The organism is Mucilaginibacter arboris (genome assembly GCF_009754915.1).
Classification (GTDB): domain Bacteria; phylum Bacteroidota; class Bacteroidia; order Sphingobacteriales; family Sphingobacteriaceae; genus Mucilaginibacter_A; species Mucilaginibacter_A arboris.
The window spans coordinates 17,477-29,737 of record NZ_WPIK01000001.1; the positions used below are offsets into that span (position 1 = coordinate 17,477).

Sequence of the window (12,261 nt, forward strand, 5' to 3'; positions counted from 1 at the left end):
CAGAAGCTATTATGATTTTAATTGTAGCTTATGATGGTTTCATTTTGGAGAAGAAATTTATGCGGTAAAAGTAGTAAATTATGCAAAAGGACAAGTCAGGTCAGCTTATTGTTGCAGAACTATCAGCCAAAGCATCTAAAAGCGGATCGCTCACACGAAAAGTAAGGCGATGATAAGGTGTAAAACCTTTTTCAAGAATAACAGAACGGTGTTTTTTGGTAGGATAACCTTTATTTTGATGCCAGTGATATTCGGGATATTCTTCCGCAAGCTGCTTCATATAATCATCGCGGTATGTTTTTGCCAGAACAGAAGCGGCAGCAATGCTGAAATATTTACTATCACCTTTAACAATGCAAGCATGATCTATTGAAGGATATTTTTTAAACCTGTTTCCATCAATAATCAAAAATCCGGGCGGTAAAAGAAGCTTTTCAACAGCACGGTGCATAGCCAGAATAGATGCATTTAAAATATTTATTTCATCTATTTCTACGTTATCAACACAAGCCACCGCAAAAGCTAAAGCTGTTTTTTCTATTTCGGGCCTTAATTGGTTACGGGTATCTTCATCAAGCTGCTTCGAATCATTAAGTGCCGGATGATGAAAATCCGGAGGCAAAATTACGGCAGCAGCAAACACAGGGCCAGCCAGGCAGCCACGTCCGGCTTCATCACAACCGGCTTCCAGTAAATGGTGTTGGTAACGTGCTAAAAGTGTTTGCCCTTTCATTTATTAACCTAAGTTTCCTGCTTTAAAAACCCAGGACGGGCAAATTTAAAAATTGCAATGCTGTTTTTATCAACAAAAAACCTCGACAGAAATTTTATTTACAACTGATGGTAAGCAAAGTAACATCGTCAATTGGTTTGCCTTGTACCCAGCGGTTAACATGATCGAGCACTTTGGTATTAAACTGGTCGGGTTTTAGTTTACCGTACGTTTTTACATATTGGCCCAGCTTGTTTTCGTTCCAATCCGGATTTTCCTGGTCGTACTCAATCAAGCCGTCTGTATAATTAAAAATCATAAATTCCTCTTCCAGCAACATTTCACCGGTATTTACAAAAGGCAATTCATCCAGTACGCCAATAAGGGTTGTGCCTTGTTTCAGTTCGGTTACGCATCCTTTGTAATAAAGCACAGACGGATTATGGCCGGCATTAATGTAACTCAATACTCTTGTTTGCTGGTTAAACTTTCCTAAAAACATGGTGATAAATTTTTCGCCTTTAGTCGTCTTGATGATTATATCATTCAGCTTTTTAATAATGGTTGTTAAATCTTCCTCTACAGATGCCCAGGCACGTAAACTGGCTTGTAAATTGGCCATTAGCAAAGCTGCCGAAACACCCTTGCCCGAAACATCTGCAATGCACCATAAAAATTCGTTCTGGTTTAACCGGATAAAATCATAATAATCGCCGCCAATGTTTTGGTGCGGAAGATAACGGGCGGCAACATCAATACCCGGCTCGCTATAAATGGTAAGCGGGATCAGCATTTGCTGCACATCCCCGGCCAGTTCCATTTCCCGCTGAAAACGCTCTGCCTCTATCCGCTTTTTAAACAACTTCTTGTTCTCCAGGGCAACCATAATAACGTTGGTAAGCGTTTGGATAAAATTGAGATCATTTCCCATCATTTGCGGAGTGGTTTTAAAATCACCAATCAGCGCAAAAGCCAGCATTTTATTTTTCTGAAAAACCGGGATAAAGTAATCGTAATTTTTCAGGACCTCATTTTCGTTTGAACTAAGGGATACCGGGCCTCTAAATTTCCCTAATCCTTTACAGCATTTAAGAAGCACTCTATGTTGCTCAAACTCGCCGCCGTAGTATGAGATACATTTAAACTGGCCTTCCGTTTCCGTTATAAAACGAAATTTACCTACTTGCAGGTAATCTTTCATAATTACCTCCAGCATATCTATCAAAATTAATGTAGATGCGCTTTTATTGATTGCCTGTGTTATTTCCAGCAAAGCATTTAACTCTGCCTGCCTTTTTAAAAGCAGGCGGACCAATTCATCTTCTTCGGAATGATCGTTATAGTTCTGCATTGTGAATTATAATTCTTCTCCTATCATTTTTACCAGCTTAAATACGTGTGGTTTGCGACCTCACATCAAACGCATCCCGCAACCCGATAGTTACCACATTAAAGGCATAAACCATCAGCATAATAGCTAACCCGGGCAAAATAGCAAGATAAGCCGAATCTATAACAATATAACCGTAGTGTTCTTTAATCATGCCCCCCCAGGTTGGTGCCGGCGGTTGCGCACCATAACCCAAAAAACTTAAACCGGCCTCCAGTAAAATAGCTGATGCAAAATTAGAAGCAGCCAATACCATAATTGGTCCGCTGATGTTTGGCAGGATGTGGTGCCGGATAATCCGATAATTTCCAAACCCTAATGATCGGGCTGCTTCTATAAATTCTACCTGTTTCATTGCAATTACCTGCCCGCGTACCAAACGGCCAACTTCAACCCACATGGAAAGCCCAACGGCAATAAATATTTGCCACAAACCTTTTCCTAAAGCAAAAGAAATGGCTATTACCAGCAGCAAGGCAGGCAATGCCCATAAAACATTCATCAGCCAGCTTAAAATTTCGTCGGTTTTTCCGCCAAAATAACCTGCAGCAGAACCTATTGCAACGCCTACAACCAAACTGATTATGACCGATACAAAACCAACTGCCAATGAAATACGGGCACCAATAATTAGCCGGCTCAGCATGTCCCGGCCATAAATATCTGTACCAAGCCAGTACGTTTTTTTAATGATCTGATGCTCGGTAATCCCTTTTCTTACAGCTTGCACTGATGCTTCTTTTATCGCCTCTTTTTTTGGGTTGATAGCTGTTGAAATGCTTCTTTTAGCACTAATTTTATAGATATTGTAACCCATTTCTGTTGCCACATCTTCATCACCAATATATTCACGAACATAAAGAGAATCCTGTTTGAAACGAAAAGAAGTAAACGGGATATTACGCCAGGGCGAAGGCTGGCCGAAAAACATTTTTTGAAGGAAATTCCCTTGGTTGGTACGCTCTTGTTTCAGAATGCGGAGCATGGTAAAAGAGGTTCCCGGTTTTTTCAAACTTAACTGTATCAGCATATCATTTGCCTGCGGAGTAGCGTCGGGCGTAATTAGATAGCCAAGAATGGCAACAAGCGAGGTAGCAATAATTAGGAACATACCTGCTACAGCCAGCTTATTTTGGCAGAAAATTTTCCATTTAGTACCGGTAAGATCAGATGTAGTCAAGGTTTAATCAAATGAAGAACATTTCTGGTTTAAATATAGTACGTATGTTTTAAACAACAGAATTATTTTGAAAAACCCTGTTAGTGCACTTTTCTGCCTTTCCACTCATAAACACCTTTGTTCCCAATGATACCGATATAAACAACATAAAAAACATGCAGTAAAGAGCCTAAGGGCAAAAGCAGCAATAGTTTACGGCGTTTAAAAAAAGTTGTTACAAAAAATAAAAATATGCCTTCAGAAATTATTTTCAGCAGTAATTGAACAGCAGCAACCTTTAGATAAAATACATTAAAAATTCCGGCTGCAAGGTTAGCCAGGATCAAGGCATTAAAAAACCAGAAACCAACCGCCAGGGCAACAATAGCTTTATCTTTATATTTTACCGATTTAGATGCCCAGCGGCGGCGTTGCTGCTTAAATTCTTCCCAGGTGGATTTGGCATAAGTATAAACAATAGCTTCTTTTTGCTTTAAAAAACTAATCCCGTCCGGATATTTTGCTGCAATTTTTTGAAGCAGCAGTTCATCATCTCCCGAAGCCAGGTCATCAATTCCTTTAAAACCGCCCACTTCGTTAAAAATGCTTTTTTTATAAGCTAAATTTGCGCCGTTACAAGTTGACGCTTTTTTGTTGCCGATAGTTGATGCGCCCAAACCAATAAAAGCAGAAAACTCCAGCGCCTGCAAGCGTTCAAACAGGTTTTTATCTTCAAAAAAAGCAACCGGTGAGGATAACATCAACACATTGCTTTTTTCAAACTTACTAACAATGGCTTCCAGCCAATGCGGCCCCATCCGGCAATCGGCATCGGTTGCTACCATCAAATCGCCTTTTGATAGCTTGATTGCTTCGCTGATGGCTTTCTTTTTGTAGGAATTAAGAGGCTGGTCTTCTTTCAACTGAAGCAGTTTTACGCCACGGCCTGCATAACTTAAAATAATTTCGGCAGTGCGGTCGGTCGAGTGGTCATCTGCAATAATCACTTCCAGTAATTCTTTCGGATATTGCTGCGCCAAAATATCTTCGATGGTTTGGTGGATACCTGCTTCTTCGTTACGCGCAGCAATTAACACAGTTACTTTGGTTTGGAATGCTTCTTTTACCGGCAAAAAACTTTGTTTTACACGCAGCCATCCTGCAATCAGGAAAACAAATAAGATCACATAAAAAGCGGTGAACAGCATTGCTGCCGCACTAAGTATTGTTGCCAAAGAAGTTTAGTTTGAGTACAAAAACAGACCCTAAAAGAGCCGGAATAATTAAATTGATTAACCAAATACAAGAAACACATGCCATAATTGCAACAGATTGTGTGGTGATGAAACCAAACAGATAATTAGCGATAAAATTACGTACGCCAATATCCAGCAAATCTAACGATGGTATGGCCGACTGGATAAAAAACAGGTTAAAAACCATCAGCATTACCGGAATAAAATGCAGATCGGGCAATAAAATATGGATCAGGATATAATATTGAGAAGAAAAAACGGCAAACCGCGCCAGGCTAAACAGCATAATAACAACAAGTTGCGGAAAGCTGTATTTGGCCATAATGCTGAAAAAACGATGGTATTTTTTTAAAAACTTTATTTTATCCAGCAAAAAAACCAGCCAGCGGATGCGGAAGTAGAACAACAGCATCAGGAATATAAAAACCATGGCCAAGAATGTCAGGCTTAGCGAAAGCCAGGAATTTAAGTTTAAATACTTGTATATAAAACAAACCAGCGAAAGCGTACCAATTACATTGGTAACAGTATTCTGACCGAAAGAACCTACTGCCATGGCAAAAATACCATGTACACGTTTTCTAACCGGAAGATATAAAATCCTCCCTCCATATTCTCCAATACGGTTTGGGGTGATAATGGCCATTGTTAATCCGCAGAAAACTGCTTCTATCGCTTTCCACAAACTCATTTTTTCGAGCAGCTTTGTTAAATACTGCCATTTTGCTGCTTCCAGTATCCAGTTAACAAACATTAAAATGGTAACCGCAATAATAACTGTGTAAAATTGTGTTTGGCCAATTTGATGAATACGGTTTACAAATTCAAATAAGTTCTGGTTATGGTTGAGATGCCGGTAAACAAACCAAATGGTAAGCAGTACAATACCAATTTTTAAAAGGTAACTAATGGTTTTACGGGCAATACGGGCCAAGACGAAATTTTTTGCAATGTTACGGATTTGACTTATACTTGTTCTATGCAGGTGGAAAAATCGAAGGAAAGGGTGATTTTGGGGATTGATCCGGGAACGAAAGTAATGGGTTACGGCTTGGTGAAAGAGAACGGACAAAAGCTGGAACTGCTGAGTTTGGGCGTAGTGAAGATGGACCATTTAGACGACCACATGCTGAAACTGCAACGCATTTTTGAAAAAACAGTAAACCTGATTGATCATTACCACCCCGATTGTTTAGCTATTGAAGCACCTTTTTATGGTAAAAACATTCAGGTAATGCTGAAATTGGGCAGGGCGCAAGGCGTTGCAATGGCGGCAGCACTTTCTAGAAATGTGGAAATTACAGAATATTCTCCGCGAAAAATCAAGCAATCTATCACTGGGAACGGAAATGCCAGCAAAGAGCAGGTTGCGGCAATGCTGCAAAACTTATTAAAATTTAAAGAAACGCCAGATTTTTTGGATGCAACGGATGGATTGGCAGTTGCAGTTTGTCATTCTTTCCAGAAAATCGGCACAAAAAGTAGTGATAAAAAGAGCTACAGCGGCTGGGAATCTTTTGTGAAAGATAATGTGAAACGTGTTGCATCAGCATCAATAGCAAAAAAAGTAGTGTAAAAGAAGCACCGAAAATAATTTATGATGCTTCTTTTATCGGCATAAAATCTTAATCTTCCCGTAAAGCTTCTTTAATTTTTTCGGCAGTTGCTTCCATTTCTGCTGCGCTGAAACTTAGTTTTGGTTTGGAGAAATTCATATCGCTAACTTCATTCATCGGGATTAAATGAATGTGCACATGCGGAACTTCCAGTCCAATTACCGCAACGCCAACTTTTTTACACGGAACTACTTTTTTTAGGCCTTCGGCCACAATTTTAGTGAAGATCATTAAGCCATTATACGTTTCGTCGTCCAGATCAAAAATATAATCTACTTCTTTTTTTGGAATTACTAAGGTGTGCCCGGTTGCAAGCGGACTTACATCCAAAAAAGCCAGAAAATCGATGCTTTCTGCAACTTTATACGCTTCTATTTCGCCGGAAACGATTTTTGAAAATATGGTTGACATAATTATATTAAGATTGAGTTTAGGAACAATGAACGATTATCTATAAACTAAAATCACCTGCTAATCTCCATTATTTCAAATTCGATTTTTCCTGCCGGAACGGTAATTTCTGTTTTATCGCCAACTTTTTTGCCTAACAAACCTTTGGCAATTGGCGAGGAAACCGATATTTTTCCGGCTTTAAAATCAGCTTCTGTTTCTGAAACCAATTGATATTGCATTACTGCACCATTTTTCAGGTTTTTTATTTTGACGATAGATAAAGCAAGCACCTTGGAAATATCCATTTTCGATTCGTCCAGCAAACGCGCACTGGCCAGAACTTCGCCTAACTTAGCAATTTTCGCTTCGTGCAAACCTTGTGCTTCTTTTGCCGCATCATATTCTGCATTTTCAGATAAATCACCTTTATCGCGCGCCTCAGCAATTGCTTTCGCAATGGATGCCCGGCCTTCTGTTTTTAGAAATTGCAGTTCTTCCTTCAATTTCTCTAAACCCTCTTTCGTATAGTAAGCAACTTCTGCCATAACATTTTTTATTTTTAATGATGATTATAAACCAAAACATCCCTCAAAAAAGAAGGATGCAACGTTACTAAAAAACAAACAAGACTACACCGGACACACCTGCATAGTCTTGCTTTTATTAAAACGAAGATAAAAATTTTAAATTTTAAATTCCAAATTTTTCAGTTTTTCGGCCAATACTTCGCTTATTTTCCTGTAAGAATCAAAAGTCCAACCAGCAACATGCGGTGTAAGCAACACGCGGCCGCTATTTTTCAGTTCATTAAACCAGCTTTGTTCTGCTAATGCCGGAAACTTTTCTGTTTCCAGCACATCTAAACCTGCGCCTAAAATTTTGCCGCTTTTTAGTCCGTTTAAAATAGCTTGTACTTTTGCAATTTCTCCGCGGGCCGTATTCAGCAGAAATATCGGTTTGCGGAAATGGAACAAATATTCATCGTCCACCATTCCTTTGGTTTCGGCTGTTAACGGAATATGAAAGCTCAGCACATCACTTAGTTTTACAATTTCTTCCATGCTTACTTCGCGTGCAAAACGATCAGAAAAACCAGTTTTATATTTATCATAAGCAATTACTTCTACCCCAAAACCGCTAAGTTTCTGGGCGAAACTTTGTCCCATGTGCCCATAACCGATAATACCAACCGTTTTGCCTTTTAATTCGTAGCCGCGGTTACCTTCGCGGTCCCATTTGCCATTGCGGATTTCCATGTCTGCTCTCCTGAAATTATTCATCAGCGAAAGCAGCAAACCAATTGCATGTTCGCCAACGGCATCGCTGTTTCCTTCTGGCGCATTAATGCAGATGATGCTTCTTTTATCGGCATATTCTTCGTCAATATTGTCCATTCCGGCTCCGGCGCGGGCAATAAAACGCAGTTTTGGTGCAGCATCGATAATTTCTTTGTCAACCTGAAATTTGGTTCTGATGGCCAAACCTTCGTAATCTGTAATGATGCTTAACGTTTTTTCCCTGGTAAAAGAAGCATCGATGGTGCAGGTATAACCTAATTTTTCTGCAGCTTGGGCAAAAGCTGGGTGGAGATCATCAACGATTAGGATTTTTTTTTGAATTAGATTGGACACAGTATTTTGATTTTGGAACAAAGATACTGGATAATTTAAAATGGGTTTTGCTCAGGATTCTGCCTGTTGTCCCAAAAAGTAATCAAATATATTTCCTTGTTACGCATTAAGTAAAAAACAGAAGTTTGTTTTGTAATAACTGCTTTTCTAATTTGGTTATGATTAGAAGCCGGATAAAGATAGGGCTGATTAAGAATTACGTTTATAACAGCTTCAGTTTTTAAAATGAAGTCCTTTGCTTCTTTTTCTGTCCAACGATAATATAAAAAATCAATAATTAGCTCAAATTGAACTCTTGCTTCTTCAGACCAGTTAACTATTAAAGCCATAGCGATCTTTCAATTCCTGCATTACCTGATCATGTTTTTGCGTCCGACCTGCTTCAACATCTTCTATGCCTCGGTTAATGCTTACTTTCACTGAATCAGGAAGCTGGTTCCAAAAATCAAGTTCTTGTTTTTTGAAAACGCTTTTGATTTCCTGAATTACAGCCTCATCTTCTGTTTCCAGAATTAATTTAAGCAATTCGATTTTTTCGGCTTCAATATTCATTTTAAAACATTTAACCAAATGTACGGAATGTTCGTTAACTCTTTAACGTTTTTTCCCGGTAAAAGAAGCACCGATGGTGCAGGTATAACCTAATTTTTTGGCAGCTTGAGCAAAAGCTGGGTGGAGATCATCAACGATTAGGATTTTTTTTTGAATTAGATTGGACACAGTATTTTGATTTTGAAGCAAAGATACTGGATAATTTAAAATGGTTTTAAGTTTGGATTTATGATGAGATAATTGGATAGTGTATCTTTAACTCAAATTCCAAAAAATGAATATTAATCTTTTGAATAAATATGATATTAAATTCATCAATACAATTTTCTTAAATGAAAATGTAAAGCGAATAGATTCTCCAAACAAATATCTAAATCAGTTTATTACAGATAGTCGAACTGTAGAAGAAGCTAATGATTTACTTAATGCAATTAACAAAGTTTGTAAAGGTAATACTAAAAAATTAATAGGAATTTCTCTTACATTACTTGCAATAGAAATTACTCAGCATGATGTTAAGTTATATGATGAACCAGATTTTAATTCGTCTGATGATCCTATTTTCACAATGCCAACAAATGATTTTAAAACTATTGTTGAAGATTGGATTGAGTTTTTATCATCAACTCCTTTAAGCATATAGAATCAAGTTTAACAAATCAAGTCTTATTTTAATTAAGCAGAATTTGTCTATTTATTCTCCGCAACCACATTCGTCAGCCTAACAAAATCCGCAACACTTAGCCTTTCCGCGCGTAAATCCAGCATAGGTTCTTCCGTCATTTTTTCTTTGTTGATGAGTGAAGAAAGCGCATTTCGCAAAGTTTTTCGCCGCTGGTTAAATCCCGCTTTTACAACTTGCCAAAACAGTTTTTCATCACAATCCAACTCTTTAATTTCATTTCTGCTGAGCCGAATAACTGCTGAAAGCACTTTTGGCGGCGGGTTAAAAACGCCTGCTTTTACCGTAAACAGATATTCTACTTTGTAATAAGCCTGCAAAAAAACGCTTACGATGCCGTATTCTTTGCTTCCGGGTTTTGCAGCGCAACGCTCGGCAACTTCTTTCTGGAACATGCCAACCACTTCCGGCACTTTATTCCGGTTATCCAGCACTTTAAATAAAATCTGCGAGGAAATATTGTACGGAAAATTTCCGATGATCGAAAAAGTACCGGTAAAAACAGCATCAAAATCCATCTCCAGAAAATCTGCATTGATCAATTTTTCTCCCAATTGCGGATACTTTTTTTGGAGGAACTGGTATGATTCTTCGTCAATATCTACCAAAAAAACTTCCAGTTCGGGTTTCTGCAACAAAAAATCGGATAAAATACCCATTCCCGGACCAACTTCCAGCACTTTTCCTTCCGTTTTTAAACTGTTTACAATTTTGGCGGCAATATTTTTATCGGTTAAAAAATGTTGCCCTAAATATTTTTTGGCTTTTACTAATTGCATTTGCTCCTTAAATTGTTACAAAATACGTCATATTTGTGCTTTATATGGCAGCTTTAACGCTGGTATGTTTTATTTGTATTGATTAAACAAACTCAAATGAGTGAAAAAATAAAAGTTGGGATCAGCATTGGCGATGTAAATGGCATTGGCATGGAAGTGATTATTAAAACACTTGCAGATCCAATCATAATGAATTATTGCACGCCAATTGTTTACGGAAACACTAAAATTGCTTCTTATAACCGTAAAAACCTCGGCCTGAATGATTTTAGTTTTAATGTGATTGCCGGGCCAGAAATGGCCAGTCCGAAAAAACCAAACTTAATTAACTGTTGGGAAGAAGATGTAAAAATCAACTTTGGCGAAGCCAATGAAACTGGCGGCAAATATGCTTTTATCTCTTTGGAAAAAGCAACCAACGATTTAACTGAAGGTAAAATTGATGCTTTGGTAACCGCGCCAATTAATAAACACAACATACAAAGCGAAAACTTTAATTTTCCCGGCCATACAGAATATTTGCAGGAACGCTGTGGTGCAACAGATTCGCTGATGTTTTTAGTGAGTGACGAACTGCGTGTTGGTGTAGTAACCGGGCATATTCCGGTGGCACAAATTAGCGAACGGATTACGATAGAAAGCATCTTGTCTAAGCTTCGTTTAATGAACCAAAGTTTGAAACAGGATTTTTGGATCCGTAAACCGCGTATTGCTGTTTTAGGTTTAAACCCGCATGCCGGCGATAACGGTTTGATTGGGATTGAAGAGCAGCTTACCATTATACCGGCAGTTGAACATGTAGGCACCGAAGGCATTCTGGCTGCCGGGCCTTTCCCTGCCGATGGTTTTTTTGGTAATGGGACTTTTAAAAATTTTGATGCCGTTTTGGCTATGTACCACGATCAGGGCCTGATCCCTTTTAAAAATACCGTTTTTGATCTGGGTGTGAATTTTACGGCTGGTTTAAATAAAGTCCGCACTTCTCCCGATCATGGAACTGGTTATGCCATAGCCGGTAAAAATCAAGCTTCTGCAACTTCATTTCGCGAAGCGATATTTACGGCAATTCATGTAGTTAAAAACCGGGCAGAATTGGCAGAACTTTCAAAAAACCCACTTAAATTTAGCAAACTTAGTCGCGACCGGGATTAACATATCAATTGTAATACACATATTACGATGCTGTTTTTATCGGCATAAAAGAAGCATTGGCTGTTAAAACAGGGTTTATTTACAGCATAAAAGGGTTAAAACCAATACTTCTTTTACCACCTAAATTTCATTTTGAAAAAACTATTTTTGATTGTGTAATTTTTCCTAAATTTGCAGGCTAATTATCGCTCATTGAAAACGCTGAAAACATATTCGATTCCTTTTAAGGGACTGAAACTTGGAAAGCACCAGTTTGATTACGAGATCACAGATTCTTTTTTTAATGAATTTGAATATTCATTGGTTAAAAAAGGAAAGCTGGATTGCCAGGTTGAACTGGAAAAACAGGAAACCATGCTGATCTTAGATTTTAAAATCAATGGTGTGGTAGATCGTTCGTGCGACCGTTGCCTGTCTGAGTTTCCGGAAACAGTTAATGTGCAGGAAAGGCAGATTGTGAAGTTTGGCGAAGCAGGCCAGGAAGAAACGGATGATGAAATCATGTTTTTAAAACCGCATGATTACGAACTGGACTTATCTGGTTTAATTTATGAATATATTAACCTGGCCATGCCTTTAATCAGTGTTTGTAATGACGAAGGCAATACTCCGTTTTGCGACCAGGAAATGTTGGACAAGTTAAATAAGCTTTCGGGAACCGAAGAAGAGGAAGAGAATACTGAACCGGACCCACGTTGGGCCGTGTTAAAGAACATAAAATAATTTAAATACAAAAGGAAGTCATGCCACATCCAAAACGAAAAATATCCAAATCCAGAAGAGATAAACGCCGTACCCATTACAAAGCTGAAGCTCCAACTTTAACTACTTGTAAAACTACCGGTGCTGTACATTTACCACACAGGGCCTATACGGTAGATGGCAATATTTACTTTAACGGTAAATTATTAATTGAACGCACCGCGGCAGTTTAAGTTA

16 protein-coding genes are annotated in these 12,261 nt (G+C 38.4%); 5 read left to right on the forward strand and 11 right to left on the reverse strand.

Features of this window, described 5'->3' with window-relative positions:
* Positions 1 to 100: 100 nt before the first annotated feature.
* The 5 genes from GO621_RS00095 to GO621_RS00115 all read right to left on the reverse strand — a co-directional run bounded on the left by GO621_RS00095 (position 101) and on the right by GO621_RS00115 (position 5,451).
* A complete protein-coding gene (locus GO621_RS00095; protein ID WP_157562667.1) occupies positions 101 to 733 on the reverse strand; it encodes a ribonuclease HII in 633 nt (210 codons plus the stop codon).
* Between the two features lie 94 nt (positions 734 to 827).
* On the reverse strand, positions 828 to 2,063 hold the full coding sequence (locus tag GO621_RS00100; RefSeq protein ID WP_157562669.1) for a PP2C family protein-serine/threonine phosphatase: 1,236 nt from the start codon (positions 2,061 to 2,063) through the stop codon (positions 828 to 830).
* 37 nt (positions 2,064 to 2,100) lie between these two features.
* Complete coding sequence (locus tag GO621_RS00105; protein WP_232335553.1) at positions 2,101 to 3,282, reverse strand: ABC transporter permease; 1,182 nt, start codon at positions 3,280 to 3,282, stop codon at positions 2,101 to 2,103.
* 80 nt (positions 3,283 to 3,362) lie between these two features.
* Positions 3,363 to 4,496: a glycosyltransferase gene (locus GO621_RS00110; RefSeq protein ID WP_232335554.1), complete on the reverse strand. Its 1,134-nt coding sequence runs from the start codon at positions 4,494 to 4,496 to the stop codon at positions 3,363 to 3,365.
* Positions 4,480 to 5,451 (reverse strand): lysylphosphatidylglycerol synthase domain-containing protein, encoded by a 972-nt coding sequence (locus GO621_RS00115; protein WP_157562673.1) that lies wholly within the window; start codon positions 5,449 to 5,451, stop codon positions 4,480 to 4,482. The genes GO621_RS00110 and GO621_RS00115 overlap by 17 nt, the downstream gene beginning before the upstream one ends.
* Positions 5,452 to 5,496: 45 nt before the next feature.
* On the opposite strand from GO621_RS00115, the gene ruvC reads away from it, so the two are divergent.
* Positions 5,497 to 6,093 carry a crossover junction endodeoxyribonuclease RuvC gene (gene ruvC / locus GO621_RS00120; protein WP_157563604.1) on the forward strand — a complete coding sequence of 199 codons (597 nt, stop codon included), beginning with the start codon at positions 5,497 to 5,499 and terminating at the stop codon, positions 6,091 to 6,093.
* A gap of 49 nt (positions 6,094 to 6,142) precedes the next feature.
* Here ruvC and GO621_RS00125 read toward each other — a convergent pair whose 3' ends face one another.
* The 5 genes from GO621_RS00125 to GO621_RS00145 form a co-directional block, all read right to left on the reverse strand.
* On the reverse strand, positions 6,143 to 6,544 hold the full coding sequence (locus tag GO621_RS00125; RefSeq protein ID WP_157562674.1) for an HIT family protein: 402 nt from the start codon (positions 6,542 to 6,544) through the stop codon (positions 6,143 to 6,145).
* A gap of 53 nt (positions 6,545 to 6,597) precedes the next feature.
* Positions 6,598 to 7,071, reverse strand: a complete 474-nt coding sequence (greA, locus tag GO621_RS00130; protein ID WP_157562677.1) for a transcription elongation factor GreA — start codon at positions 7,069 to 7,071, stop codon at positions 6,598 to 6,600.
* A 138-nt stretch (positions 7,072 to 7,209) separates the two neighbouring features.
* A complete protein-coding gene (locus GO621_RS00135; protein ID WP_317163353.1) occupies positions 7,210 to 8,157 on the reverse strand; it encodes an NAD(P)-dependent oxidoreductase in 948 nt (315 codons plus the stop codon).
* A gap of 35 nt (positions 8,158 to 8,192) precedes the next feature.
* The gene (locus GO621_RS00140) at positions 8,193 to 8,486 is read right to left on the reverse strand and encodes a type II toxin-antitoxin system RelE/ParE family toxin (RefSeq protein WP_157562682.1); all 294 of its coding nucleotides are present in this window, start codon (positions 8,484 to 8,486) and stop codon (positions 8,193 to 8,195) included.
* On the reverse strand, positions 8,470 to 8,709 hold the full coding sequence (locus GO621_RS00145; protein ID WP_157562686.1) for a hypothetical protein: 240 nt from the start codon (positions 8,707 to 8,709) through the stop codon (positions 8,470 to 8,472). The genes GO621_RS00140 and GO621_RS00145 overlap by 17 nt, the downstream gene beginning before the upstream one ends.
* Before the next feature lie 274 nt (positions 8,710 to 8,983).
* Here GO621_RS00145 and GO621_RS00150 point away from each other — a divergent pair, with 274 nt between their 5' ends.
* Positions 8,984 to 9,352 (forward strand): hypothetical protein, encoded by a 369-nt coding sequence (locus GO621_RS00150; protein WP_157562688.1) that lies wholly within the window; start codon positions 8,984 to 8,986, stop codon positions 9,350 to 9,352.
* Between the two features lie 47 nt (positions 9,353 to 9,399).
* Here GO621_RS00150 and rsmA read toward each other — a convergent pair whose 3' ends face one another.
* Positions 9,400 to 10,170: a 16S rRNA (adenine(1518)-N(6)/adenine(1519)-N(6))-dimethyltransferase RsmA gene (gene rsmA, locus GO621_RS00155; protein ID WP_157562690.1), complete on the reverse strand. Its 771-nt coding sequence runs from the start codon at positions 10,168 to 10,170 to the stop codon at positions 9,400 to 9,402.
* Positions 10,171 to 10,266: 96 nt separating this feature from the next.
* On the opposite strand from rsmA, the gene pdxA reads away from it, so the two are divergent.
* From pdxA to rpmF, 3 genes are all read left to right on the forward strand, one after another.
* Positions 10,267 to 11,322, forward strand: coding sequence for a 4-hydroxythreonine-4-phosphate dehydrogenase PdxA (gene pdxA, locus GO621_RS00160; RefSeq protein WP_157562693.1), 1,056 nt, complete (start codon positions 10,267 to 10,269; stop codon positions 11,320 to 11,322).
* Between the two features lie 192 nt (positions 11,323 to 11,514).
* The gene (locus tag GO621_RS00165; RefSeq protein ID WP_157562695.1) at positions 11,515 to 12,045 is read left to right on the forward strand and encodes a YceD family protein; all 531 of its coding nucleotides are present in this window, start codon (positions 11,515 to 11,517) and stop codon (positions 12,043 to 12,045) included.
* A 20-nt stretch (positions 12,046 to 12,065) separates the two neighbouring features.
* Positions 12,066 to 12,257 carry a 50S ribosomal protein L32 gene (gene rpmF / locus GO621_RS00170; RefSeq protein ID WP_157562698.1) on the forward strand — a complete coding sequence of 64 codons (192 nt, stop codon included), beginning with the start codon at positions 12,066 to 12,068 and terminating at the stop codon, positions 12,255 to 12,257.
* The last annotated feature ends 4 nt before the right edge of the window (positions 12,258 to 12,261 follow it).